The organism is Vibrio mytili (genome assembly GCF_000830505.1).
Taxonomy (GTDB): Bacteria; Pseudomonadota; Gammaproteobacteria; order Enterobacterales; family Vibrionaceae; genus Vibrio; species Vibrio mytili.
The window spans coordinates 23,408-48,775 of the sequence record NZ_JXOK01000013.1 but is presented as its reverse complement, the minus strand read 5'-3'; the positions used below and the strand labels follow the sequence as shown (position 1 = coordinate 48,775).

The following is a 25,368-nucleotide window of genomic DNA, read 5'->3' as shown; positions in this document are numbered from 1 at the left end:
AAACGAAGTCTGCACTCTTCTTTATGAAGAAAGCACACATTAGAAAGGGAAGCTTAGGCTTCCCTTTTTTGTATCTTCTGTTTAACGATTTTATTTTGTTATAAGCAAAAATAAAGAGCGTGAACTGTTTGTTTTATAAAACAATCTATTAATAGCCTTTTCCTCACCTCATTGACTCTCTTATTTCTAAGTGATTGATCATTCTCTGTCGATTAAAAATTAATATAACTAAATGTTCTTACTTGATCTTGCAATACGACTGGTAACGAGAACTATTCCTGTTTATATTGTGTGTCAACGTTCAATCTTATGGGGTTTGGGTTATGTTTGTATGTCTTTGTCATGGTGTTTCTGACAAGAAGATTAAGAAGCTAGCGATAGATGAAGGCATCACGGATATTCGAGGAATAAAGCGATGTACTGCACTTGGTAGTCAGTGTGGTAAGTGCATTAAACAAGCCAAAGAAATTTTAGCTGAACACAGCATCGAACTAAAACAAGCCAGCTGAGTAACGTAACAATAAGGTACTATACGGCTGCGCCTTTTGACACCTTCTCATTTGCTTCTACATTTATATGAAGTCCAAAAGAGGAGGGAGTAGCCCATGAAAGGCGATCCAATCATTATTCAACATCTCAATAAAGTGCTTGGCAACGAGCTCGTCGCGATAAACCAATATTTTCTTCATGCCCGTATGTACAAAGATTGGGGGTTAAAGCACCTTGCGGACAAGGAGTATCATGAGTCGATAGATGAAATGAAACACGCTGATCACCTCATCGAACGCATTCTTTTTTTAGAGGGGTTACCTAACCTGCAAGATCTCGGCAAGCTGATGATTGGAGAAGACACCAAAGAGATGTTGGAGTGTGATTTGAAGTTAGAGATGGCGGCGATTCCGGATCTCAAAGATGCCATCGCTTACTCTGAAGATATTCGGGATTATGTATCACGTGATTTATTTCAAACGATTCTTGAAGACGAAGAAGAACATGTCGATTGGCTTGAAACTCAATTGGGCTTAATTCAAATGACGGGGATCGAAAACTATCTACAAGCACAATACGTTGACGAAGAATAACTTCGAGCCTTTGGGCTAGATTGAAATACATACGAAAGGATTCAGAAATACTTGACGTAACTCGTTGGGTGTTTCTGATTTGAGTGTCAAAAGTTTATTAATTTTACCTACAATCTTATCTTTGAAGATTTATCGCTATCTTATAGAATTCATTTCCCCCTTACCCTAAAAAGAAAAAAGAGAACCCTCCATGTCCGAAGACAATAGCCCCGCATTAACACCAGAAGAACAACAACGCCAAGACGCGCTGGATTACCATGCATACCCGACCCCAGGGAAAATTGCTGTCGAGCTGACTAAACCCGCCGAGACAGCTGGTGATCTTGCGTTGGCTTATAGTCCTGGAGTCGCAGAGCCAGTACGAGAAATCGCACAAAACCCTGAGAATGTCTATAAGTACACTGCGAAAGGTAATATGGTTGCCGTGATTTCTAATGGTACAGCAATTCTTGGACTGGGCAATCTTGGCCCACTGGCTTCCAAGCCAGTGATGGAAGGTAAAGCTTTACTTTTTAAACGTTTTGCGGGTTTAGATTCGATTGATATCGAAGTGAAACACCGTACGACGGACGAATTTGTGAATACCGTTGCGAGTATCGCGGATACTTTTGGTGGTATCAATCTAGAAGACATTAAAGCACCGGACTGTTTTGAGATTGAAAAGCGCCTTATAGAGCGTTGTGACGTGCCTGTATTTCATGATGATCAACATGGCACGGCCATTGTTACTGCAGCAGGTATGCTGAATGCGATCGAGTTACAAGGAAAGAAATTAGAAGATTCCGTGATCGTTTGCTTGGGAGCTGGGGCAGCGGCAGTCGCTTGTATGGAGCTGTTGATTAAATGTGGCGCGATGCGTGAAAAAATCTACATGCTCGACCGTAAAGGCGTCATTCACACGCGACGTGATGACTTAAATGAATATAAACAGCTATTTGCCAACAACACGGATAAGCGTACGTTAGAAGATGTTATCGAAGGTGCAGATTTGTTCTTAGGCGTATCTGGACCTAACTTGTTACCAGCGGATGCCCTTAAGTTGATGGCGGATAAGCCGATTGTCTTTGCTTGTTCAAACCCAGATCCTGAAATTAAGCCGGAGCTTGCTCATGAAGTGCGTGGTGACTTGATTATGGGTACTGGACGTAGTGATTACCCTAACCAAGTCAACAATGTACTGTGCTTCCCGTTTATTTTCCGTGGTGCTTTGGACGTCCGTGCAAGTGAAATCAATGATGAAATGAAGTTAGCGGCGGTCGAAGCGATTCGTCAATTAGCCAAAGAGCCAGTACCAGACTCAGTGCTCAAAGCCGCGGGGGTCGACAAACTGGTATTTGGCTCAGATTACATCATTCCTAAACCAATGGATGCTCGACTGTTGCCGCGTGTGGCTAAAGCTGTTGCTCAAGCCGCGGTGGATTCTGGGGTAGCTCGTATTGAAATGCCAGAAAATTACATGGCAGAGTAACTATCCTTGATAAATTGATGTACAAAAAATGGGACACCGCGGTGTCCCATTTTTTATGTCATTCTTTCAGCACTATCAACGAAATCATCACTTTTGGATTCAGTTGGCTCTCAAATTACTCAGTCGTCAAATGACTCAAATTCTATCCCCATTTCTGTCATTAGCGCTTTTACTTCTGCTGGGATATCGTCTGGGCGATCTTTACGAAGGTCTTCATCGGTTGGAAGTGGCTGGCCTGTATACGCATGGAGGAATGCTTCGCAGAGCAATTCGCTATTCGTCGCATGGCGTAAGTTATTGATCTGACGGCGGGTGCGCTCATCAGTTAGCACTTTTAACACTTTTAGCGGGATAGACACAGTAATTTTTTTTACTTGCTCGCTTTTCTTTCCATGCTCAGCATAAGGGCTAATGTATTCGCCATTCCAGTCAGCCATTGCGTACCTTCGTTTTAATAATCGATTAAAAATAATAGAGGAGCTGATTTTAGCTGCATTTACTGCCATAAGCAAAGACATATAGACGTCTAGAAGTGTTGACGTCCTATTTTTTGACGAGTAAAGTGAGAGGATAGTAAGGAAAGCGTATCATTTGGTTATATTCGATTAGTTAGATATAGCGCATTCCTATGCATAAGTCATCACCTGTGAAAGGATATCTCCATGAGCACCCGAAAGCCGTCGACCATTGCTGTACGCACTGGTATCGAATCTGACAGCCAATATCGTGCTGTTGTTCCACCAATCTACCTCTCGACGAATTACGGCTTCCCCGCATTTGGTGAAGTACCAAAGTATGATTACACCCGCTCTGGGAACCCGAACCGTGGTTTGCTGGAAACGGCTCTGTCTGAATTAGAGTCGGGCAAAGGAGCAGTGATCACCAATTGTGGTACATCTGCTTTGAATTTATGGGTTTCAGCCTTTGTTGGCCCTGATGATCTTATTGTTGCGCCGAATGATTGCTATGGCGGCACTTACCGGTTGTTTAATACTCGTGCTAACAAAGGCGATTTCAACGTGTTGTTTGTCGATCAAACGGATGAACAAGCACTTGATGCTGCACTGCAGCAAAAACCTAAGCTTATTTTGTTAGAAACACCATCGAACCCATTGGTTCGCGTGGTTGATATTGCTTTAGTCTGCGAAAAAGCCAAACAAGTTGGAGCCTTAGTCGCGGTTGATAATACGTTTTTGACTCCTGTGTACCAGAAGCCGTTAGAGCTCGGCGCCGACTTTGTCATCCACTCTACAACAAAATACATCAACGGCCACTCGGATGTGATTGGTGGGGTGATCATTACTAAAACGCAAGAGCATGCAGAGGAATTAGCGTGGTGGGGGAACTGTATTGGTGCTACGGGGACACCATTCGATAGTTATATGACCCTTAGAGGATTACGTACACTGGGCGCTCGTATGCGAGTGCACGAAGAGAGCTCTCAGCAAATCCTTGATTACTTGCAAAAACAGGCATTAGTGGCAAAAATTTATCACCCAAGCTTGCCGGATCACCCGGGCCATGAAATTGCCAAGAAGCAGCAATCAGGTTTCGGCTCTATGTTGAGCTTTGAGTTTGGCGGTTCGTTTGAGCAACTCAAAGTTTTTGTTAAAGAGCTACAATTATTCTCTCTTGCTGAGTCACTTGGTGGTGTTGAGAGTTTAATTTGTCATCCTGCGTCAATGACACACCGTGCAATGGGTGAAGCCGCTCTGGAAGAAGCCGGTGTATCTCAGCAACTACTGCGACTCTCTGTCGGACTTGAAGACGCGCAAGATCTGATTAACGATTTAGAACAAGCCTTCAATAAAGCGTTACAACCTTAGGAGACGACATTCATGACCGTACAACGTCAGCTACACAAGTTTGGCGGTAGCAGCCTTGCCGATCCGGAATGCTATCTGCGTGTAGTCGGGATTCTTAGAGAATATTCAGCAGAAAACGATCTGGTTGTGGTCTCAGCAGCAGGAAAAACCACCAATCGATTGATCGAGTTCTTAGACGGTTTAAACAAAGATGGTCGTATAGCGCATGAAGCGCTTCAAGCCCTCAGACAGTTCCAAACCGGATTAATTGAGTCACTACTTGAGGGTGAGGTCCAAACTCAGTTATTGGCATTACTTCAAGATGAATTCAGTACTTTGGCAGAGTTAACTGCGCCATTGACTGCTGCAGAGCAAGCTGCGGTGTTGGGGCACGGAGAGGTGTGGTCTTCTCGCTTATTGGCCGCGTTATTATCTCAGCATCAATTGCCAGCAGTCGCGCAAGATGCGCGCGCATTCTTACGTGCAGAAACGGGTACGCAACCTGAAGTGGATCGTGCCAGCTCTTACCCATTGCTCAAAGAGGCCTTGGCTCAGCATAGTCAAAAACGAGTTATTATCACCGGCTTTATGGCACAAAATGATGCAGGCGAAACGGTTCTGCTTGGTCGTAATGGGTCCGATTACTCGGCGACCGTCATTGGTGCTTTAGCGGAAGTGACGACCGTCACTATATGGAGTGATGTGGCAGGGGTATATAGTGCTGATCCTCGATTGGTCGCAGATGCGTGCTTGTTACCATTGCTACGATTAGATGAAGCAAGTGAGCTTGCTCGCTTGGCCGCTCCTGTTTTGCACAGTCGAACCCTTCAACCCGTGGCTCAGAGCACCATGGATCTGAACCTGAAGTGTAGTTATCAGCCAGAATCTGGCTCGACACGTATTGAGCGAGTGTTAGCCTCTGGACGCGGGGCCAAGATCATTACCTCTTTGGATGAAGTGCTGTTGGTGCAGCTGTCGTTTGTTCAAGGCCACGATTTTGAAAAGACGCAAAGTCATGTGCTTAGTGCTTTGCAGCGTGCTCAATTAGAACCTTTGGCTTTTGAAGCGCAATCAGATCAACACACATTACGCCTAGCGTACACCGCAGAAATCGCCGGTGGTGCGTTAAAGTACCTACAAGAATTGGCCATTGAAGCTGAAATTAAGTTGAAGGAAGGTTACTCCTTAGTCGCTGCGGTTGGCGCTGGTGTGACGAAGAATGCTAATCACTGTTTTGGTTTTTATCAGAAATTGAAGCATGCACCAATAGAGTTTATTTCTGAGACCGAATCGGGTCTTAGTCTGGTTGCGGTATTGCGCCGTGCAGATACAGAACCGTTAGTTCAGTCTATCCATAGTCAGTTATTCCAAGCCCAAAAGCGAGTTGCCGTCGCACTGTGTGGTAAGGGCAATATTGGTTCGAGCTGGTTAAGTTTGTTTGCGACACAAAAGGGCGAGCTTGAAAGACGTTATGGATTGAGCTTTGAGTTGGTCGCTGTGATTGATAGTCAGACTTATTGGTTTGATGACCAAGGCATCGATGCTGCGACTGTCTCGGAACGATTCGACGAAGAGGGGATTACCAATAATGGTGCTTGGCTGACTCGTCTGGGTGGTTTACAGAATTACGATGAAGCGGTAGTTCTTGATGTCACTGCGAGTAAAGAACTGGCGAATAGCTACGTCGAGATTGCTCAGCAGGGCATCCATTTGATTTCCGCAAATAAAGTCGCGGGGTCTGCCGACAGTCATTACTACCATCAGGTACAGGATGCGTTTGCTAAAATCGGCCGTCATTGGTTATACAACGCAACCGTCGGCGCAGGGTTACCTATTAACCATACAGTACGTGATCTGCGTGAAAGTGGTGATGAAATTGTGGCGTTGTCAGGTATTTTCTCTGGCACGCTTTCTTGGTTGTTCCAACAATTTGATGGTTCAGTACCATTTAACGAATTGGTCGATTTAGCATGGCAGCAAGGCTTAACGGAGCCAGATCCTCGCTCTGATCTAGATGGTTCTGATGTGATGCGTAAATTGGTGATCTTGGCTCGAGAGTCAGGACTGTCCATTGAACCTGAGAGTGTCAAGGTCGAGTCGCTTGTGCCAGAGGAGCTGCGAACACTGGGGGTGGATGAGTTCTTCGACAATGGTGTGTTATTGAGTGAAACGCTGCAAGAGCGTTTAACCAAAGCACAAAAGAACGATCAGGTACTCCGCTATGTAGCTCGTCTGCAAAAAGGTGGCAAAGCGACCGTCGGGATAGAAGCATTACCACGTGAGCATGCGCTTGCTAACTTGTTGCCGTGTGACAATATCTTCGCCATTGAGAGTAAATGGTATAAAGATAACCCGCTGGTTATTCGTGGTCCTGGTGCAGGGCGGGAAGTGACAGCAGGGGCGATTCAATCGGATTTAAATCGACTTGCAGGGTTGTTATAACGTTTTTGTACTAGCTAAAACCTCGGACATGTTCTGAGGTTTTTTTTATGTGGTTGTGTCATTGTTAATACCGATGATGGTTTAAGTTTGAACTTGAGTTATCCTCATCGTCAGTATGAAAAATATTCATATTTACAAGGTTGACATTAAATCGTATTCAATACATTCTGTGGACATATAGACGTCTAAACGTCGATTTTGAAATTTGATTTGGTGGCGCAGTGCCACATGGAGAGTAAGATGGGTTACACGCACGCAGGTCATATTGACGCTCTAAACCAGAATATTGCTGAGTTGTCAGATAACATTAATGTTTCATTCGAGTTTTTTCCGCCTAGCAGTGAAAAGATGGAAGAAACTCTGTGGAACTCAGTACAGCGTCTTAAAACCCTACAGCCTAAGTTTGTTTCCGTCACTTATGGTGCAAACTCTGGTGAGCGAGACAGAACTCACTCCATTATTAAAGAGATCAAAACTAAAACAGGTTTGGTCGCCGCGCCACATTTAACGTGCATTGACGCTTCGCGTGAAGAGTTGATTAATATTGCTGATGATTACTGGAACAATGGCATCGAAAACATCGTTGCACTTCGTGGTGACATTCCACCAGGTGGCGGTGCGCCTGAGATGTATGCCTCAGATCTGGTTGAGTTGCTGAAGTCCCGCCATGATTTCGATATCTCTGTTGCCGCATTTCCTGAAGTTCACCCAGAAGCGAAAAGTGCACAAGCTGATTTGCTCAACCTGAAACGTAAAGTTGATGCTGGTGCAAACCGTGCGATTACCCAGTTTTTCTTTGATGTAGAGTCTTACCTGCGTTTTCGTGACCGTTGTGTTGCAGCGGGCATTGATGTCGAAATTGTTCCGGGAATACTCCCAGTGTCGAACTTTAAACAAGCGTCTCGATTTGCTGCGCAAAACCATGTCAAAGTTCCTGGCTGGATGAGTCGTCAGTTTGAAGGCTTAGATGATGATCCGGTTACGCGTCAGCTTGTCGGTGCAAGTCAAGCGATTGATATGGTACGAGTGTTAAGTCGCGAAGGGGTAAAAGACTTCCATTTTTACACATTGAACCGTGCTGAAATGACCTATGCGTTATGTCACACACTGGGTGTGCGTCCTCAATCTGCTGTGTAATCCTAATAAGAGCGAATAAAAAAGCTTGCCATTCGGCAAGCTTTTTTCGTTATATTCAAACTCGTCAATCAATAATACCAATCACAGTAAATAAGTGATCAGAAATAGCGTAGGAAAAATGCTTGAGAACAAGGCGCTATTTTCCGATAAGTAGTTATTCTACAATCAAAAATTGCAACGAAGTTATCGAGTATTTTAACAAGCTAGAATGCCCAGTTATTTACTACGATTGGTATAATAATTAACCGATGACTTCAAGCTCAGTCAGCACTTCTTCTGCCCAGGTAATCCACGTTTCACGCAACAGTAGGTTACGGCGCAGTGTTAGGCGTTCCAGACGTGCTTGTTTATCCAGTGTTGAAGGCGTAGCGTAGTAGGCTGCTTCAATTTCTTTGTAGTGAGAAACCAATTTGCGAGACTCTTCTACAAGCTCAGCCAGTTGCTCACGGAACGGTGCTGCAGGCTGAACAGAGCAGGCCATCAACTTCGCCGAGAATTCATCACGAACGGTTGGGTGTGCAGTTGGTTGGTCAAACCATTCTCCTAGCGCGCTACGGCCAGCGTCAGTGATGGAGTACACCTTACGATCTGGTTTGCCTTCTTGCGGTTCTAATACGCAAGTAACCAGCTCCTTCTCAGCCATTTTATTGAGTTCACGATAAACTTGCTGGTGGCTAGCTTTCCAGAAGTAACCGATGCTGGCTGAGAATTCTTTAGTGATATCGTAACCAGTTGCGTCGCGAGTGCTAAGAACAGTTAAGATTACGTGTGGTAATGACATGTCTTTAATCCAATGGTCAATAAACTTGTAAACAAGCTACTTATACTTTCAGCTGTGCTCTTGCTGGCACTTGCGTTTTTTAGTTGTACAAGTAGCACCAACAATGTTGGTCCTGTCACCTTAAAGCCGTTTATCACCTAGAGATGGGAGAGTCCCATCAATGTTGGAGCAAATATGATTGGTTTAATGCGCTCTCAACAAGCGAGTAGTATATAAATAATAAGCATGAAGTGGAATAGTGGGAACAAATTCCGCTAAAAAACTAACATAATACTCATTAGTGTTTGGTTGTAGTGGTTTATGCTGATTTTTTGTTACTTTTTGTTTTATTCTGGTTAGTTTATCTTTTTGTGATGGATAAAAAAGCCGAGCAGTTGCTCGGCCTTGTGTTCAAAGTATCTCTTCGATAATACGTATTAACCTGTATTACGCATACCTGCCGCGATACCAGCAATGGTTACCATCAGTGCTTCTTCTAGTGTTGCAGAAGCCTCTTCCGTTTGACGAGTACGGTACAATAACTCCGCTTGCAGCATATTCAATGGCTCTACGTAGATATTACGTAGGCGAATCGACTCCATGCCCCACGGGTCGTGCTGCATAAGGTTCTCATTGTTTTCTACGTTTAGAACGGCTTTGATATCTTGCTGTAGTTGAGCACGCAGTCTTTCACCAAGCGGACGAAGGGATTCGTCCACAAGACGCAAGTCGTAGTAACGAGCGATATCTATATTACATTTCGAGTAAACCATCTCTAACATGCCAAGGCGAGTAGAGAAGAATGGCCATTCACGACACATCTCTTCGAGTAGCGCTTGGTGACCTTTGTCGATAGAAAACTGGATTGCTTCACCGGCACCTAACCAAGCGGGTAATACCAATCGGTTTTGGCTCCATGAGAAAATCCAAGGAATCGCTCGTAAGCTTTCTACCCCACCTTTAGGGTTACGTTTCGCAGGACGAGAGCCTAGTGGCAGTTTACCTAGCTCGAGTTCTGGTGTCGCTTGGCGGAAGTAAGGGACAAAATCCGGCTCACCGCGTACTACATTGCGGTATGCTTCACAGCTTACTTCAGAAAGCACTTCCATTAGATCGCGCCATTCTTGCTTAGGTTCCGGTGGCGGTAGGAGGTTTGCTTCAAGGATTGCACTGGCGTACAAGTTAAAGCTGTTTACGGCAACCTCTGGTAGCCCGAGTTTAAAGCGAATCATTTCGCCTTGCTCAGTTACGCGTAATCCACCTTTTAGGCTTTGCGGCGGCTGAGACAGTAGTGCAGCATGTGCCGGTGCTCCCCCGCGGCCTACCGTCCCCCCACGGCCGTGGAATAGTGTTAATTCGACGCCTTCTGCTTCCGCAACCTTAACTAACGATTCCATTGCATGGTATTGAGCCCAGCCTGCAGACATAACGCCAGCATCTTTGGCTGAATCCGAGTAGCCAATCATGACCATTTGATGGTTTTGAATGAAACCACGATACAAGTCGATATCCATCAACTGCTTGATGACGGATTCAGCATTATTTAAATCTTCCAGGGTTTCAAACAGTGGACATACATCCATGCGATATGGACACCCGGCTTCTTGCAGTAGCAAGTGTACCGCAAGGACATCGGATGCCGTACGTGCCATCGAAATAACGTAAGCGCCAAATGCATCACGAGATTGCGCGGCAATGATCTTACAGGTATCGAGTACTTCTTGAACGGGTTCTGAAGGCTCCCAGTCTCGTGGTAATAACGGGCGCTTTGAGGCCAATTCGTTAGTTAAAAATGCAATTTTGTCTTGTTCACTCCATTGCTCGTAGTCACCAATGCCAAGGTATCGAGTTAACTCGGACAGTACGTCGGCATGGCGGGTACTTTCTTGGCGGATGTCTAGGCGAACAAGGTGCACACCGAATGCTTTTACTCGGCGCAGTGTATCTAATAATGAACCATCAGCAATCACGCCCATACCGCACTCATGCAACGATTGGTAACAGGCTAAGAGCGGATCCCACAATTGTTCTGCTTTTTGCAGAGGTGCTTTTACTGCCAGTTTTTGACCGTTGATCTTAGCATCTAGAATATCTTTGGTATCGGTCAGAAGGGTACGCAGCTGTTTTAGAATCGCGCGATATGGTTCATGTTGGTCTTCACCGGCAAGCGCACGAACGTCATCGTTACACACGGTCATCGACAATTCGCTGATAAGATCGTTGATATCATTCAGATACAGGTCGGCTGCTTTCCAGCGAGATAGTAGTAATACTTCACGTGTAATCGAATGAGTGACAAACGGGTTGCCATCGCGGTCACCACCCATCCACGAAGAGAAGTGGACTGGGCGAGCGTCAATGGGTAAACCTTCACCGAGGTATGATTCCAGGCGATCGTTCATTTCACGCAGAAATTCAGGTACGGCTTCCCATAGCGAGTTTTCTACAACTGCAAATCCCCATTTTGCTTCATCAAGCGGGGTTGGTCGTTGCTGACGAATGACATCGGAATGCCAGCTCTGTGCGATAAGTTGTTCTAAGCGACGTTCTGTTTTCTTGCGCTCTTTAGAGGACAAGTCGCTTAGTTCAAGTTTTGACAAACACTCGTTGATTTTGACCAGTTTATTGATCATTGTGCGTCGAGTGATTTCTGTTGGATGAGCAGTCAGTACCAATTCGATATTGAGATCGCGTACCGCTTGTGCGGTGTCTAACTTGCTGACATCGTTTTGTACTAATTTAGAGAACAACGAGCTGATTGCATCCGGTTCACAGATGTGCTCTTCACAGTGGCGTGAAATGGTTTGGTATTGCTCTGCGATATTAGTCAAGTTTAGAAATTGGTTAAACGCGCGGGTGACTGGCGTTAATTGCTCATCAGGTAAATGTTTTATTTCTTCTATCAAGCTGTCTTTGTCTGCTTGATTCCCTGCCTGGGCTGATTTGGATAGTTTACGAATTGTTTCCACTTTCTCGAAGATTTCTTCGCCGTGGGCATCACGGATGGTATTACCCAGTAAGTGGCCTAACATGCGCACATTGCTTTTCAGTGCGGCGTATTTCTCGTTCATTTGTCGTCCTGCCTCGTAAAAAAACTACATCCATTTTCCTTGTTAAGATACCAATCTAGCGAAAAGCACTAGTTATAGTCAAATAAAGAACACTAACTTTGTCATTATTCCAACTATCAACTGACTTAGAACAAAAATTCGACGTAATTGGTGTCAGAAGTGAAAATTTATTACAAAATAGCGAGTTAAAGTGGTGTTAAGCATGAGTAAACAGATGTTGTCATTTACACCAGTGCAGCTCATCGGAGCTGCACTAATATTGTCGTTACTGGTCATCACCTGAGGCTCACAACAGCAACCTTGCCGCTAACAACAGTATTTGACCATTGCTTTCGATAAAATATCTATGGTCGGGTCAATAAAATCAAAAGCAAGGAATTCGTCAGGTTGATGGGCTTGGTCAATTGAGCCTGGACCAAGAACTAAGGTTGGACACAGTTGTTGTAAAAATGGCGCCTCTGTACAGTAGTTCACGGTATTTGAAGGGGTTTGACAGATCGTTTCTACGTCACCAATGAATGGATGATCATGTTGGCACTCATAACCCGGAACGGAATCATGCAGCGGAACCACTTCAATACGACCTGGCCATTTGGCTTCTACTTCTTTTAGCGCAGCGCGCAACATGTTCTCTAATCCATCTAAGCTAATGCCTGGCAACGGACGTACGTCATAGTGCAATTCGCAACACCCACAAATTCGGTTAGCACTGTCACCACCATGAATATGGCCCAAGTTCATCGTTGGATTTGGAATAGCAAATCCTGGATGGTGATAATCTTTTACCAACTTGTCGCGCAGTTTCATCATCGCGAACATGACTTCATACATGATTTCAATGGCGTTGACGCCAAGTGCTGGATCCGAAGAGTGCCCGGATTTGCCCGTGACTCGAATTGCATTCGCCACGTGGCCCTTATGTCCGCGAATGGGCACCAAGCTGGTGGGTTCGCCAATGATGCAGTAATCCGGTTTGAATGGCGTATTTTCGGTGAAGTGCTTAGCACCCAACATGGTGGTTTCTTCATCGCAGGTTGCAAGCACATAAAGCGGCTTGGTTTGTTTGCTCCAATCCACTTTTTTTACGGCTTCATATATAAAGGCAAAGAACCCTTTCATATCAGCAGTACCCAGACCGTAAAAGCGATTGTCCTTCTCGGTTAGTTTATGCGGATCAAAGTTCCATCGTCCTTGGTCGAAAGGTACTGTATCACTATGACCTGACAATAATAGGCCACCTTCTCCTTCTCCCATTCGGGCGATCATATTGTGCTTTCCGGGTTCAACTTCTATTACGTCAACAGTGAAACCCAGATCTTTAAACCAAGACGCCAATTTCTCGATAACTTTTGCGTTGCCTTGATCCCAGCTTGGATCAGTAGAGCTGATGGATGAAGTGCTGATGAGCCCTTCATAGACTTCTAGAAACGTTGGTAATTGCATGGAATCTTCAAATCTCCTGTTGACAGACCGAGCACAAAACTGTAAAACACATATTAACTCATATTTAATGAATAAAAAATCAAAATAAAGCGTAAATTAAATATGAATAGTCATTTTGAGCACTAAAAAAGATGGATGTCATAGCATGCTAAAAACCACGATTATCGGAGCCAGCGGTTACACCGGAGCAGAGTTAGCGTTAATGGTTAACAAACACCCAAACCTTACGCTAGCAGGTTTATACGTTTCCGCCAACAGTGTCGATGCTGGAAAAGATATCGCACAGCTACACGGTAAGCTCGCTAGCATCATTGACATGCCAGTCAGCCCGTTAACTGACCCTAAGAAAGTAGCTCAGGAATCAGACGTCGTATTTTTGGCGACCGCACATGAAGTTAGCCATGATCTTGCGCCTATTTTTCTAGAGGCTGGTTGTCAGGTATTCGACCTATCGGGTGCATTCCGCGTTCAAAGTGAAGGATTCTATGACACATTTTATGGCTTCAAGCACCAGTTTAGTCAATGGCTGGATAAAGCTGTATATGGCTTAGCTGAGTGGAATGCAGAAGCGATTAAAACAACCCCACTCGTTGCTGTTGCAGGGTGCTACCCAACCGCATCCCAACTGGCAATCAAGCCTTTATTAGAAGCCGGGTTAGTGGATAACAATCAGTGGCCAGTGATTAACGCCACCAGCGGTGTGTCGGGCGCGGGCAGAAAAGCGTCTATGACCAACAGCTTCTGTGAAGTGAGTTTGCAGCCTTACGGTGTATTTACTCACCGTCACCAACCAGAAATTGCACAACACTTAGGTTGTGATGTGATTTTTACGCCGCATCTAGGCAACTTCAAACGTGGCATTCTTGCGACGATCACGATGAAGTTGGCGCCGGGTGCGACGGAAGAGCAAGTCTATCAAGCGTTTGAACAAGCATACCAAGATAAGCCTGCGGTGCGCTTAAAAGGCGCAGGTATCCCACGCATTCAAGATGTTGAGAATACGCCTTTCTGCGATATCGGCTGGAAGGTTCAGGGCGAGCACATCATCGTGATTTCAGCCATTGATAACTTACTTAAAGGGGCATCGAGTCAAGCGATGCAATGTTTAAATATTCATTACGGTTACCCAGAACTGACAGCGTTGCTGTAGTCGTTGATAGAGGGATAAGCAATGACGCAAACCAATCAAGCTCCATTAGTCATTAAGCTAGGCGGTGCAGCTTTATCTTGCACAAAAACCTTGAGCCAGTTATTTAGTGCCATCGTGGCCTATCAAGACTCTGCGCAGCGACAAATCGCCATCGTTCATGGCGGTGGCTATTTGGTTGATGAGTTGATGACGAAGTTACAGCTCAAAACCGTAAAGAAACATGGTCTGCGAGTTACACCGTACGACCAAATCCCTGTTATTGCTGGTGCATTAGCGGGTACGGCGAACAAATTACTGCAAGGACAAGCGATTGCTAACGGGTTAAATGCAGTCGGCTTGAGCTTGGCTGATGGTGGCCTTTGCCAAGTTGAGGAGCTGGACCCTGAACTGGGTGCGGTCGGCAAAGCCTCACCAGGTGATGCGACACTATTGCAAGCGATATTGAACACCGGTGCACTTCCTATCATCAGTTCTATCGGTTTGACTAACGAAGGCCAGATGATGAATGTCAATGCGGACCAAGCAGCTGTGGCGGTCGCGGGAGCATTGGATGCGGAACTGGTCTTATTGTCTGATGTGAGTGGCGTGTTAGATGGCAAAGGTCATCTGCTCAAAAGTTTGTCAGAAAAAGAAGCGAACGCACTGATCGAAGGGCACGTGATTACTGACGGCATGATCGTCAAAGTTAAAGCTGCGTTGGAGGCTGCCAATGATCTTGGTCGTCCTATCGAGGTGGCAACCTGGCGCTACCCAGAAAAGCTGGTACAGCTATTTGCTGGTCAAAGTATTGGAACACAGTTTTTGCCGAAATAAACCGAATTGAAAAACGAAACGAATCGCAAAAACCGTCTAAGAATTAAATATTTAAAGTAGTTGGCACTGACCGCCAAGAGCAGAGCCAGTTAAGTTTGGAGAAAGAAAATGAGCAAAGTGAACGTAAATAAAGTGGTAGTCGCATACTCTGGCGGTCTAGATACTTCAGTTATTATCCCGTGGTTAAAAGAAAACTATGACTGTGAAGTTGTCGCATTCGTCGCCGATGTAGGTCAGGGCGCTGAAGAGCTAGAAGGGATTGAAGAGAAAGCGAAAGCATCAGGTGCATCTGAATGTTATATCGCTGACCTGAAAGAAGAGATGGTCGCGGAATACATTTACCCAACGTTAAAAACTGGAGCGTACTACGAAGGTAAATACTTATTAGGTACTTCTATGGCGCGTCCAATCATTGCGAAAGCGCAGGTTGAAGTCGCTCGTCAAGTCGGCGCGGACGCGCTTTGCCATGGCTGTACGGGTAAAGGTAATGACCAAGTACGTTTCGAAGGTGCGTTTGCTGCACTTGCACCGGACCTACACGTTATTGCACCTTGGCGTGAATGGGACCTAGTGAGCCGTGAGCAATGCCTAGATTATCTTGCTGAGCGTAATATCCCTTGTACGGCTTCTCTTACTAAAATTTATTCACGTGATGCAAACGCATGGCATATCTCTACAGAGGGTGGCGTGCTAGAAGACACTTGGAATGCTCCAAACGAAGATTGCTGGGCATGGACTGTCGATCCTGAGCAAGCACCAAACGAAGCTGAGTACGTGACGTTAAAAGTCGAGAAAGGCGCGATTGTCGAGGTTGATGGTGAAGCGTTGTCTCCTTATGATGCGTTGGTAACGCTGAACGAGAAAGGTGTTAAACACGGCGTTGGTCGTATCGACATCGTTGAGAACCGTTTAGTCGGTATGAAGTCTCGTGGTTGTTATGAAACTCCGGGAGGCACTATCATGATGGAAGCCCTGCGTGCTGTTGAGCAATTGGTACTGGATAAAGCGTCATTTGAGTTCCGTGAAGAGTTGGGCCTAAAAGCTTCTCACCTTGTATACGACGGTCGTTGGTTCACACCACTATGTAAATCTATCTTAGCGGCTTCTGAAGAGCTGGCTCAGGACGTGAATGGTGAAGTTGTGGTTAAACTGTACAAAGGTCAAGCAACAGTGACGCAAAAACGTTCTGATAACAGCCTTTACTCTGAAGAGTTTGCTACCTTTGGTGAAGATGAAGTTTACGACCAAAGCCATGCTGGTGGTTTCATTCGCCTTTACTCGCTATCAAGCCGCATCCGTGCTTTGAATAGCCAAAAGAAATAAATCGATTTCGACGCATTTAAGAAAGGTCTGCCATTCATAGTGGCAGGCCTTTTTGTTTTTAAGGCATGAAGTCGCGTTGAAGATGATATTTTCGTGAATAAATATGTAAAAAAATTGAATTTATACTTTATTTTTGTCTCAAGTTACCGTAATGTTGGCCTATAAAGTAAATTACTATTAATTTAGTTGTCACTAATTGAAGCACTTTAGAGTAAGCAATAGTCACCAGGAGAAACGCAATGGCATTATGGGGCGGAAGATTTACCCAAGCGGCAGATACCAGATTCAAAGAATTCAACGATTCGTTGCGTTTCGATTACCGATTGGCTGAGCAAGATATCGTTGGCTCAATTGCGTGGTCTAAAGCACTGCTTTCAGTAGATGTATTAACATCAGAAGAGCAGCAAAAGCTTGAGCTTGCCTTAAATGAGCTGAAACTTGAAGTGATGGAAGACCCACATCAGATCCTGCGCTCTGATGCAGAGGATATCCACTCTTGGGTTGAGCAACAATTGATTGGTAAAGTAGGCGATTTAGGTAAAAAGCTTCACACTGGCCGTTCACGTAACGACCAAGTGGCGACTGACCTTAAGCTTTGGTGTCGTCAGCAAGGTCAGCAGTTATTGATTGCTTTAGACCGTCTGCAATCGCAAATGGTTCATGTCGCCAAGCAACACCAAACCACAGTATTACCTGGTTATACTCACTTGCAGCGTGCTCAACCAGTGACCTTCGCACACTGGTGCTTGGCTTACGTTGAAATGTTTGAGCGTGACCATTCTCGCTTGAGCGATGCGCTGCAACGTCTAGATACTTGTCCTTTGGGATCAGGTGCGCTTGCAGGTACTGCCTATCCAATGGATCGTGAGAAGCTAGCGCATAACCTTGGTTTCCACCGCGCGACACGCAACTCTCTTGATTCGGTGTCGGATCGTGATCATGTCATGGAGCTTATGTCGATAGCATCCATTTCAATGCTGCATTTATCCCGTTTGGCAGAAGACATGATTTTCTACAACTCAGGAGAGTCCAATTTCATTGAACTAGCAGATACGGTGACGTCAGGCTCTTCGTTAATGCCTCAAAAGAAAAACCCCGATGCGCTTGAATTGATCCGTGGTAAAACAGGCCGTGTTTACGGTGCGCTATCGGCGATGATGATGACAGTCAAAGCGTTACCACTTGCCTACAACAAAGACATGCAAGAAGACAAAGAAGGCTTGTTTGACGCATTAGATACTTGGAACGACTGCATGGAGATGGCTGCACTCTGCTTTGATGGTATTAAAGTCAACAGCGAGCGTACACTAGAAGCGGCGAAGCAGGGGTATGCAAACGCAACTGAGTTGGCGGATTACCTAGTGGCGAAAGGCATTCCATTCCGTGAAGCGCACCATATTGTTGGTGTCGCAGTTGTCGGTGCAATTGATAAGGGTTGCGCGTTGGAAGAGCTGTCTCTACAAGAGTTAAAAGTCTTTTCAGATGTTATTGAAGACGATGTGTATGAGATTCTGACCATCGAGTCTTGTCTCGAAAAACGTTGTGCGTTAGGGGGCGTGTCTCCTCAACAGGTAGCGTATGCTGTTGACCAAGCGGATAAACGTCTCATTCAGCGTGACAGTTCTGCCGTGAAGGTGCGCCCAGCACGGTTGACGGATATCGAAACACTCGAAGGCATGGTTGCTTACTGGGCCAACTTAGGTGAAAACTTGCCGCGTTCTCGCAATGAGCTCGTTCGAGACATTGGCTCATTTGCCGTTGCAGAGCATCATGGAGAGGTAACGGGTTGCGCTTCGTTATACGTGTATGATTCTGGATTGGCTGAAATTCGATCTCTCGGCATAGAGGCGGGGTGGCAAGGTCAAGGTCAAGGCAGCGCTATCGTTAACTACTTAGTTGATAAAGCGCGTCAAATGGCGATTAAAAAAGTCTTTGTATTGACTCGTACACCAGAGTTCTTTATGAAGCAAAGTTTCTTACCGACATCGAAGTCATTACTGCCGGAGAAAGTACTTAAAGATTGCGACCAGTGTCCTCGTCAACATGCGTGTGATGAGGTAGCGCTCGAGATCAACTTGATGGAAACCTTGATCCAAAAAAGCAATGTTGCCTAGTTAAGTGTTCTTATTCGCTTTCAATGAGATATTTACGTATATCAGCGTTTGCTAAAAAGAACGAAAAAATTTGGAACCTTTCAGAGGAAGCAGGGTCTATTTAAGTACCACTGCTTTTTCTTAGATGAATCTAAGAGAGCCCCAAAACAAAGTTGTTTTTGGGGCTTTTTTCTTTCTGTCGTTTTTCTACTTCTTCTCACTTGTTCCCCCGCTTCCCGCCAGTTTGCCGAATTACTGTGATTGGTATAGTCGTTGATATGTTTTCATCGGTACTTGCTGAATTGTAAATAATTTTGATAGCTGTAATCGTATAGTGTTATTGTTTTGATAGATCTTAACTATCACCAACATAAGTGAACTATGAGTTATGAATATTCGGGACTTTGAGTACTTGGTATCACTTGCTGAACACAAACATTTTCGTAAGGCAGCAGAAGCCTGCTTTGTTAGTCAGCCGACGCTCAGTGGGCAAATTCGTAAGTTAGAAGATGAGCTGGGAACTGCGCTACTCGAGCGTAATAGTCGTCGCGTATTGTTTACTGACTCGGGGTTGCAGTTGGTCGAGCAAGCAAAACGCATTTTGAGTGAAGTGAAAATATTTAAAGATATGGCCAGTGGGCAGAATGGCGCAATGACAGGACCACTGCATATCGGTTTTATTCCTACTGTTGGTCCTTACCTTCTGCCTAAGATTCTACCAAAGCTAAAGCAAGAGTTTCCGGAACTCGAACTCTTTCTGCATGAGGCTCAAACTCATCAGTTAGTGAGTCAGTTGGAAGAAGGGAAATTGGATTGTTTGGTGTTGGCCTCTGTCGCAGAAACTGAGCCATTTAAAGAAATTGATGTGTATAACGAACCGCTAAGTGTGGCGGTACCATGTGATCACGAGTGGGCATCATTCGAGCAAGTCGACATGCAGGCGTTAAAAGGTAAGACGGTGCTGGCTTTGGGCGACGGACACTGTTTGCGTGATCAAGCGTTAGGTTTTTGCTTTGCTGCTGGCGCAAAAGATGATGAACGTTTTAAAGCCACAAGTTTGGAAACACTGCGTAATATGGTCGCAGCAGGTGGCGGAATTACGTTGCTACCACAGCTCTCACTGCCACTTGAGAAACAAAAGGACGGCGTTTGCTATATTCCTGCGGTAAATCCAACACCTTCGCGTCGAATTGTACTTGTTTACCGTCCTGGTTCACCACTACGTAAAAGGTTTGAATCCTTGGCAGAAACAATTAAGGCTATTTTGGCGTCGTCGTCAGTGACTGTGGCAAACTAAAGATAAAGGTTTTATCTAAGCATATATCAATCATAAATAAGGGGAGCCATTTAGGCTCCCCTTGTCTTGTTTATGTTTTGCTTAGTTAGTCGCTTAGAAGAGCTCTTCTGATGCGCCTCCTGTGCCATTGGAGTAAATCGTATCCTCTAGGAAGCTGCCTGAGTATTCGGTTGGCTCAGTGCCTTCCTCGAAGTATTCCAACATGGACGAACCATCAGACTTGTTCGTTAACATCCCGCTATCACGATCAATACGAACTTGCACGATGTTGTCTGGTATGTGTTTGGGTTGTTCTGGCTTGTCTGCTAGCGCGACTTTCATGAAATCAATCCAAGCTGGTTGCGCGGTTTTAGCGCCAGATTCAGCGCCAGAGATTTGCCCTTTACCTAAATTCGTGTTCACTGAGCTGCGACCAAGCGTACGGGAGTGGTCATCAAAGCCAACCCATGCAATAGCCACGATGCCCGGTCCGTAGCCATTGTACCAAGTATCTCTTGAGTCATTGGTGGTGCCGGTTTTACCACCGATATCACGACGTTCAAGTTTTTGTGCTCGCCAGCCTGTTCCGTTCCAGCCTGTACCGTCACGCCAACTACCGCCTCCCCATACGTTGCTGTACATCATTTCACGCATTAAGAATGCATTGGCTTCGGAAATGACTTGTGGTGCGTAGTGATTTTCTTGGTTCTCAACCGCGTTGTCTGTCGCAGGGCGCTGGATAGCGACATCGTGCTCTCCAAATTCATCAGCAAAGCGATTTCCTTCATATTTCTTCGCCATTTGCGGACAGTTTTGTTGGCAGATGGTTTTAGGGTTCGCTTCAAACAATACGTCACCAAAACTATTTTCAACTCGAGCAATGTAGAACGGCTCGACATAATAGCCACCATTTGCAAACACTGAGTAGCCTTGAGCAACTTTAAGAGGTGTTAAGCTCCCGGCACCAAGCGCGATGGTTTCTGAGCGAGGTACGTGATTGATGTCAAAGCCAAAGCGCGTTAAGTATTGTCGAGTTTCATCTAACCCTACTTCACGTAAAGTACGAACAGCCATCACGTTTTTCGATTGAGCCAAGCCAATGCGCACACGAGTTGGACCGCCATAGGTTGGTGGTGAGTTCTTTGGTCGCCATGCAGAACCTGAACCTGGATCCCATTTGTTAATTGGTGCGTCGTTTATCAGCGACGCTAATGTCAGACCTTTATCCAGAGCCGCTGAGTAAATGAACGGTTTGATACTGGATCCGACTTGGCGCACCGCCATGGTTGCACGGTTAAATTTACTGTGAACAAAGTTAAAACCACCGACGAGAGACAGAATGGCACCATTTTCAGGGTCCATAGCAACAAATGCTGTGTTTGCAGTTGGTACTTGGCTTAATTTCCACTCTTGGGTCGTATTTCCATCTTTATCAGAACTACTCAGTTGACGAACCCAAACTTGCTCACCGGCTGCAATAATTTCTTGCGCTGATTTTGGCGCATAACCTTGACGCTCGGAACTGATGTATTTACGTGCCCAGTTGAGTCCTGACCACGGTATGGTTTGCTCTTGATGATTTTTCACCCAAACCTGTGCAGTTTTACCGTCTACTTTTGTGACTACTGCTGGCAATAGGCGGCCATAGGTTGGTTGTTTTTTAAGGTGCTTTTCTATTTGCTCGGTATCCCAAGCGGTTTCACCTGATTTCCACAATACGCTTTCTGGACCGCGGAAGCCGTGGCGCTCATCATAGGCCAATAAGTTGTTGACGGCCGAGTTGTTCGCGGCGTCTTGCAGCTTAGAGTCTACTGTCATGTAGATATTCAAACCTGAGGTATAGGCATGCTCTTCACCGTATTCCTTCACCGCCCAAGAACGAGCGAGCTCAGCCACATAAGGTGCAGACAGTTCAATCTTTGCACTGTGGTAATGCGCCTCTATCGTTTCACTACGAGCTTCTTCGTACTGCTCTTGCGTAATGTAGTTTTCATCAAGCATACGCATGAGCACCACGTTGCGACGCGCGGTAGCTCGCTCAAGAGAATAGATAGGGTTCATGGTTGATGGCGCCTTTGGCATACCAGCCAATGTCGCAATCTCACTCAAAGTCAATTCGTCAATTTGTTTACCAAAGTAGACTTGAGCAGCAGCACCGAACCCATAAGAGCGATAACCAAGGAAGATTTTATTGACATAGAGCTCCATGATTTCTTGCTTGGTAAGCAGCTGTTCAATACGGATAGCAATAAATATCTCTTTAATTTTACGCATCAGCTTTTTCTCGTTGGACAAGAAAAAGTTACGCGCTAACTGCTGCGTGATGGTACTTGCCCCTTGCTTTGCGGAGCCGGACAGCGCAACGACGACAGCCGCTCGCGTAATACCAATCGGATCGATACCTGGATGTTCGTAAAAACGACTATCTTCGGTTGCGATCAGAGCGTGAATTAAGTCTTGAGGAATTTCTTCGTAAGCAACAGGAATACGACGCTTTTCGCCGAACTGTGCGATCAGCTTCCCATCTTGACTGTACACCGTCATAGGTGTTTGTAATTCAACGTCTTTTAGAGTTGCAACATCTGGCAATTCTGTCTTCACATATTGGTAGAAGCCAAAAATAGTGGTGACTCCAAGAATTATGCAAATCAATGTTAATAATAATAAACGCTTTATGAACTTCACCGGAGAATCCCTGATTGGTTGAGGCTGTGTAACGGCAAACCCTTGTACTCTTAGATTAAAAATTTAGCACATAGAGATATTAACTCTTATTTGGGTGCTAATAACAACCTTTGCACGAAGAAATTTCGGAGCGAGAGTAGAGATGAATAGATTAATCGTTACCGGCTTAGACATCAGTCATAACAGCATCAAAGCCGTCGTACTTAGCCCAAACGAGGACAATTATGCCTTGTTGGGCTACAAAGAAATATTACTTAAAGAGGGTATTGTCGCTGAAAAGAACACCATAAATCATCAAGAAATTGTAAAGACCCTCAAGAAATTGAAAAAAGAGCTTCCTTTTTTAGCAACAAAAGTGGCGGTATCGGTACCTGATAGTTCGGTTATCAGTAAGAAATTACAAATTGATCAAAAGCTTGAAGAGCATGAAATTGAGTTTGCTGTTGTGCAGGCGTTTTCGCACCAGTCCCCTTTCCCTGTCGAAGAACTGAGCTTGGATTTTATCCTCCTAACCGGAGAGGAAGGGTTGCGTGGGTCAAACAGTTATCAAGTCTTTGCAACCCGCAAAGAAGTGGTCGAGGACCGAATTCATGTTTTACAAAAGTCAGGTCTAAACCCGGTATTGGTAGATGTGCACTCTCAAAGCTTAGGAAATATCTGGCAATTAGTGTCTGAGCGTTTTCCTGACAAAAGGCAATATGCTTTGCTGGATGTCGGAACAACGGCCAGCTCTTTCACCATGTTTACTAAAAAAGGCGAGCTGTTCCACAAAGAGTTTGCCTGCTCTAGTTCTGCTAACCATTTACAGCCCGCTATTCCAAGCGAGCCGCTTGATGAAAATGAACAACTGCAAACCGAGCGGTTCAATCGCCAGATGGCTGAGCGTGTTAAGCGTCAGATCCAGTTGTACACCTCCATGAATGGTGAACAAAACATTAAAGGAATCTGGCTATCAGGAGAAGGGGCGGCGACCCCAATGTTGGCAGAAGAGTTATCACATCAACTGGCGATCGAGTGTGAACTGCTCAATCCACTTGGACTGTTTGAGATGAAAGTGTCCAAGCGTAAGCGCAAAGCCGTGGATTGGCACCATTTTTCTGCAGCGGCAGGTTTGGCCATAAGAGGCATTCGCTGGTTAGGAGGTGAACGTGCTTTATAACATTAACTTGCTGCCCTGGAGAGACAACAAAAGGGAAGCACACCGACGTCGTTTTGTTGGAATGGTGATCTTAGGTCTATTTTGTGCCGTCGCTGTTCAATGGGGCGTTGGCAAGTTTTATGAGTACCAGCAAGAACAGCAACAAAGTCGTCTCGATTATCTTACGCAGTACATTGCGGAACTCGACCAACGAATTGAAGCCATGAAAATCGCAGAGCAAGAGCACAGCAAAATCTTAGCGCGCTTAAAAGTGGTAGAAGGGTTGCAAAACGGTCGTAATAAAACCACGGAATTTATGAACCTTATGCCGTCGGTTATCCCTGCAGGTGTATATGTCGACAAGATCAAAATGAACGATCTTGAAATAGAAATTGCAGGTATATCGGACAGCACACCTCGCTTGGCCACCATGCTTGATAATATGGAGCGATCGGCCAAGCTAATGGATGTAGAGATGCACTCTATTGTTCACGGTAAAGCCCGCTTTGGTAAAGAGTTCCAGACTTTCAAGGTGTCCTTCATGTTTAAAGATACAACGCAAGCAAAGGAGGCACATCATGGCTGATTGGCAAGAGCTAGAAATGGATGAAATGGCGGAGTGGCCCTTGGTCCCTCAGCTTATGGTGGTGTTCTTACTGTTTGCGATACTGCAAGGTGCTGGGTACTGGTTTTATTTGCAACCCAAGGACGATCGCCTGAACCATCTAATTCAGCAAGAAGAAACCCTAAAAGTCGCATTACGAATAAAAGCCAACAAAGTCGCCGCCTTGCCTCAACTTCAATCTCAGTTAGATGAGCTGACGACACGCTATGAATTGTTATTACAGCAACTCCCCGCACAGAAAGAGCTTGCGACTATGCTGGCTTCAGTCAATGAGTTAGGTATCGACAACAAACTAACGTTCACCCGTATTGATTGGGGGGAAAAGCAGTCTGAGCAGTTTTTATATCGTCTGCCCTTGAATATCGAGCTAACTGGAAGCTTTCACGATATTGGTCGATTTTCACAGGCTATTGCTACATTGCCTCGTATTATCACATTCAAAGATGTGACTTGGCAGAGGGTGAGTCAGGAAAGTGAAACTCTGCATTTCCGGGTGCGAGCGAATACTTACCAGTTCAAGCCAGAGGAAAAGAAAGATGAAAAATAGATCTTTGCTGATGGCTCTGACTGGTGCGCTACTTATTGGATGCCAAGCCAATGATGACTCACTGACTGACTATATCAATAATGTAGAGAATCAGGCTCGACGTGACGTCGAAAAGCTGAAACCTGCAGAGCAGTATGTCGCTGTTGCCTACGACCCGAAAGTACTACGTGAACCTTTCGAGCTTCCACAAGAGGCAACTATCGCTACTCAACCCGTCGCCAGAGAAGATTGTTGGCAGCCACCCTCGAGGAAGCGAACGGGTAAGTTAGAAAAATTTCCATTAAACCAATTACGTCTAAAAGGTGTGATGGGCATGGGCAATACGGTGTCTGGACTTGTCCAAGCGCCAAATGGCACGGTTTATAAAGTAAAACCCGGTCAATACCTTGGACGTAACAACGGCAAGGTTACCCACGTTAGCCATAACTATTTACTGATCAATGAAACGTTGCCGGATGGTTTGGGCTGCTGGCAAAAGCGTAAAGTTAAGTTGGCTTTGAGATAGCTGCA

At 45.3% G+C, this 25,368-nt stretch carries 20 protein-coding genes; 15 read left to right on the top strand and 5 right to left on the bottom strand.

The window, feature by feature from the left end; genetic code table 11:
* Window positions 1–323: 323 nt before the first annotated feature.
* The 3 genes from SU60_RS05750 (at window position 324) to SU60_RS05740 (ending at window position 2,550) form a co-directional block, all read left to right on the top strand.
* Window positions 324–509, top strand: a complete 186-nt coding sequence (locus SU60_RS05750) for a (2Fe-2S)-binding protein (RefSeq protein ID WP_041154731.1) — start codon at window positions 324–326, stop codon at window positions 507–509.
* A 96-nt stretch (window positions 510–605) separates the two neighbouring features.
* Complete coding sequence (bfr, locus tag SU60_RS05745; protein WP_041154730.1) at window positions 606–1,082, top strand: bacterioferritin; 477 nt, start codon at window positions 606–608, stop codon at window positions 1,080–1,082.
* A 190-nt stretch (window positions 1,083–1,272) separates the two neighbouring features.
* Window positions 1,273–2,550 (top strand): malic enzyme-like NAD(P)-binding protein, encoded by a 1,278-nt coding sequence (locus tag SU60_RS05740; protein WP_041154729.1) that lies wholly within the window; start codon window positions 1,273–1,275, stop codon window positions 2,548–2,550.
* Between the two features lie 119 nt (window positions 2,551–2,669).
* Here the strand turns inward: SU60_RS05740 and metJ are convergent, their stop codons facing one another.
* Window positions 2,670–2,987 carry a met regulon transcriptional regulator MetJ gene (gene metJ, locus SU60_RS05735; protein ID WP_041154728.1) on the bottom strand — a complete coding sequence of 106 codons (318 nt, stop codon included), beginning with the start codon at window positions 2,985–2,987 and terminating at the stop codon, window positions 2,670–2,672.
* Window positions 2,988–3,212: 225 nt separating this feature from the next.
* On the opposite strand from metJ, the gene SU60_RS05730 reads away from it, so the two are divergent.
* From SU60_RS05730 to metF, 3 genes are all read left to right on the top strand, one after another.
* The gene (locus tag SU60_RS05730) at window positions 3,213–4,376 is read left to right on the top strand and encodes an O-succinylhomoserine (thiol)-lyase (protein ID WP_041154727.1); all 1,164 of its coding nucleotides are present in this window, start codon (window positions 3,213–3,215) and stop codon (window positions 4,374–4,376) included.
* A 12-nt stretch (window positions 4,377–4,388) separates the two neighbouring features.
* The gene (locus SU60_RS05725) at window positions 4,389–6,797 is read left to right on the top strand and encodes a bifunctional aspartate kinase/homoserine dehydrogenase II (RefSeq protein ID WP_041154726.1); all 2,409 of its coding nucleotides are present in this window, start codon (window positions 4,389–4,391) and stop codon (window positions 6,795–6,797) included.
* A gap of 240 nt (window positions 6,798–7,037) precedes the next feature.
* Window positions 7,038–7,934 (top strand): methylenetetrahydrofolate reductase, encoded by an 897-nt coding sequence (gene metF, locus SU60_RS05720; protein ID WP_041154725.1) that lies wholly within the window; start codon window positions 7,038–7,040, stop codon window positions 7,932–7,934.
* A gap of 241 nt (window positions 7,935–8,175) precedes the next feature.
* Here the strand turns inward: metF and SU60_RS05715 are convergent, their stop codons facing one another.
* The 3 genes from SU60_RS05715 to argE form a co-directional block, all read right to left on the bottom strand.
* Window positions 8,176–8,715, bottom strand: a complete 540-nt coding sequence (locus tag SU60_RS05715) for a PadR family transcriptional regulator (protein WP_041154724.1) — start codon at window positions 8,713–8,715, stop codon at window positions 8,176–8,178.
* A gap of 416 nt (window positions 8,716–9,131) precedes the next feature.
* The gene (gene ppc, locus SU60_RS05710; RefSeq protein ID WP_041154723.1) at window positions 9,132–11,765 is read right to left on the bottom strand and encodes a phosphoenolpyruvate carboxylase; all 2,634 of its coding nucleotides are present in this window, start codon (window positions 11,763–11,765) and stop codon (window positions 9,132–9,134) included.
* Between the two features lie 306 nt (window positions 11,766–12,071).
* The gene (argE, locus tag SU60_RS05705; RefSeq protein ID WP_041154722.1) at window positions 12,072–13,208 is read right to left on the bottom strand and encodes an acetylornithine deacetylase; all 1,137 of its coding nucleotides are present in this window, start codon (window positions 13,206–13,208) and stop codon (window positions 12,072–12,074) included.
* A 145-nt stretch (window positions 13,209–13,353) separates the two neighbouring features.
* On the opposite strand from argE, the gene argC reads away from it, so the two are divergent.
* The 5 genes from argC (at window position 13,354) to oxyR (ending at window position 19,884) form a co-directional block, all read left to right on the top strand.
* Window positions 13,354–14,358, top strand: coding sequence for an N-acetyl-gamma-glutamyl-phosphate reductase (gene argC / locus SU60_RS05700; protein WP_041154721.1), 1,005 nt, complete (start codon window positions 13,354–13,356; stop codon window positions 14,356–14,358).
* Window positions 14,359–14,379: 21 nt separating this feature from the next.
* Window positions 14,380–15,171: an acetylglutamate kinase gene (gene argB / locus SU60_RS05695; protein ID WP_041154720.1), complete on the top strand. Its 792-nt coding sequence runs from the start codon at window positions 14,380–14,382 to the stop codon at window positions 15,169–15,171.
* 108 nt (window positions 15,172–15,279) lie between these two features.
* Window positions 15,280–16,494, top strand: coding sequence for an argininosuccinate synthase (locus SU60_RS05690; protein WP_041154719.1), 1,215 nt, complete (start codon window positions 15,280–15,282; stop codon window positions 16,492–16,494).
* Window positions 16,495–16,733: 239 nt separating this feature from the next.
* Window positions 16,734–18,608 carry an argininosuccinate lyase gene (argH, locus tag SU60_RS05685; RefSeq protein WP_041154718.1) on the top strand — a complete coding sequence of 625 codons (1,875 nt, stop codon included), beginning with the start codon at window positions 16,734–16,736 and terminating at the stop codon, window positions 18,606–18,608.
* Window positions 18,609–18,975: 367 nt separating this feature from the next.
* A complete protein-coding gene (oxyR, locus tag SU60_RS05680) occupies window positions 18,976–19,884 on the top strand; it encodes a DNA-binding transcriptional regulator OxyR (RefSeq protein WP_041154717.1) in 909 nt (302 codons plus the stop codon).
* Between the two features lie 93 nt (window positions 19,885–19,977).
* On the opposite strand, the gene SU60_RS05675 is transcribed toward oxyR, so the two are convergent.
* Window positions 19,978–22,548, bottom strand: a complete 2,571-nt coding sequence (locus SU60_RS05675) for a penicillin-binding protein 1A (RefSeq protein WP_041154716.1) — start codon at window positions 22,546–22,548, stop codon at window positions 19,978–19,980.
* Between the two features lie 142 nt (window positions 22,549–22,690).
* On the opposite strand from SU60_RS05675, the gene pilM reads away from it, so the two are divergent.
* Genes pilM through SU60_RS05655 form a run of 4 tightly spaced genes read left to right on the top strand, consistent with a single transcriptional unit; the run spans window position 22,691 to window position 25,363 of the window.
* Entirely contained in the window at window positions 22,691–23,707 is a 1,017-nt protein-coding gene (gene pilM / locus SU60_RS05670; RefSeq protein WP_041154715.1) for a type IV pilus assembly protein PilM, read from the top strand.
* Window positions 23,697–24,272, top strand: a complete 576-nt coding sequence (locus tag SU60_RS05665) for a PilN domain-containing protein (protein WP_041154714.1) — start codon at window positions 23,697–23,699, stop codon at window positions 24,270–24,272. Before pilM ends, SU60_RS05665 begins: the two co-directional genes overlap by 11 nt.
* Window positions 24,265–24,858, top strand: a complete 594-nt coding sequence (locus SU60_RS05660) for a type IV pilus inner membrane component PilO (protein ID WP_041154713.1) — start codon at window positions 24,265–24,267, stop codon at window positions 24,856–24,858. Before SU60_RS05665 ends, SU60_RS05660 begins: the two co-directional genes overlap by 8 nt.
* Window positions 24,848–25,363, top strand: a complete 516-nt coding sequence (locus SU60_RS05655; RefSeq protein WP_041154712.1) for a pilus assembly protein PilP — start codon at window positions 24,848–24,850, stop codon at window positions 25,361–25,363. The genes SU60_RS05660 and SU60_RS05655 overlap by 11 nt, the downstream gene beginning before the upstream one ends.
* Window positions 25,364–25,368: the final 5 nt, after the last annotated feature.

Excerpts from the sequence above, each read along its gene's own strand:
- argH (WP_041154718.1), top strand. The coding sequence starts at position 16,734 with ATGGCATTATGGGGCGGAAGATTTACCCAAGCGGCAGATACCAGATTC.
- SU60_RS05725 (WP_041154726.1), top strand. The coding sequence starts at position 4,389 with ATGACCGTACAACGTCAGCTACACAAGTTTGGCGGTAGCAGCCTTGCC.
- SU60_RS05730 (WP_041154727.1), top strand. The coding sequence starts at position 3,213 with ATGAGCACCCGAAAGCCGTCGACCATTGCTGTACGCACTGGTATCGAA.
- pilM (WP_041154715.1), top strand. The coding sequence starts at position 22,691 with ATGAATAGATTAATCGTTACCGGCTTAGACATCAGTCATAACAGCATC.
- argE (WP_041154722.1), bottom strand. The coding sequence starts at position 13,208 with ATGCAATTACCAACGTTTCTAGAAGTCTATGAAGGGCTCATCAGCACT.
- argC (WP_041154721.1), top strand. The coding sequence starts at position 13,354 with ATGCTAAAAACCACGATTATCGGAGCCAGCGGTTACACCGGAGCAGAG.
- argB (WP_041154720.1), top strand. The coding sequence starts at position 14,380 with ATGACGCAAACCAATCAAGCTCCATTAGTCATTAAGCTAGGCGGTGCA.
- SU60_RS05715 (WP_041154724.1), bottom strand. The coding sequence starts at position 8,715 with ATGTCATTACCACACGTAATCTTAACTGTTCTTAGCACTCGCGACGCA.
- bfr (WP_041154730.1), top strand. The coding sequence starts at position 606 with ATGAAAGGCGATCCAATCATTATTCAACATCTCAATAAAGTGCTTGGC.
- SU60_RS05750 (WP_041154731.1), top strand. The coding sequence starts at position 324 with ATGTTTGTATGTCTTTGTCATGGTGTTTCTGACAAGAAGATTAAGAAG.
- SU60_RS05655 (WP_041154712.1), top strand. The coding sequence starts at position 24,848 with ATGAAAAATAGATCTTTGCTGATGGCTCTGACTGGTGCGCTACTTATT.
- metJ (WP_041154728.1), bottom strand. The coding sequence starts at position 2,987 with ATGGCTGACTGGAATGGCGAATACATTAGCCCTTATGCTGAGCATGGA.
- SU60_RS05690 (WP_041154719.1), top strand. The coding sequence starts at position 15,280 with ATGAGCAAAGTGAACGTAAATAAAGTGGTAGTCGCATACTCTGGCGGT.
- metF (WP_041154725.1), top strand. The coding sequence starts at position 7,038 with ATGGGTTACACGCACGCAGGTCATATTGACGCTCTAAACCAGAATATT.
- SU60_RS05740 (WP_041154729.1), top strand. The coding sequence starts at position 1,273 with ATGTCCGAAGACAATAGCCCCGCATTAACACCAGAAGAACAACAACGC.
- ppc (WP_041154723.1), bottom strand. The coding sequence starts at position 11,765 with ATGAACGAGAAATACGCCGCACTGAAAAGCAATGTGCGCATGTTAGGC.
- SU60_RS05660 (WP_041154713.1), top strand. The coding sequence starts at position 24,265 with ATGGCTGATTGGCAAGAGCTAGAAATGGATGAAATGGCGGAGTGGCCC.
- oxyR (WP_041154717.1), top strand. The coding sequence starts at position 18,976 with ATGAATATTCGGGACTTTGAGTACTTGGTATCACTTGCTGAACACAAA.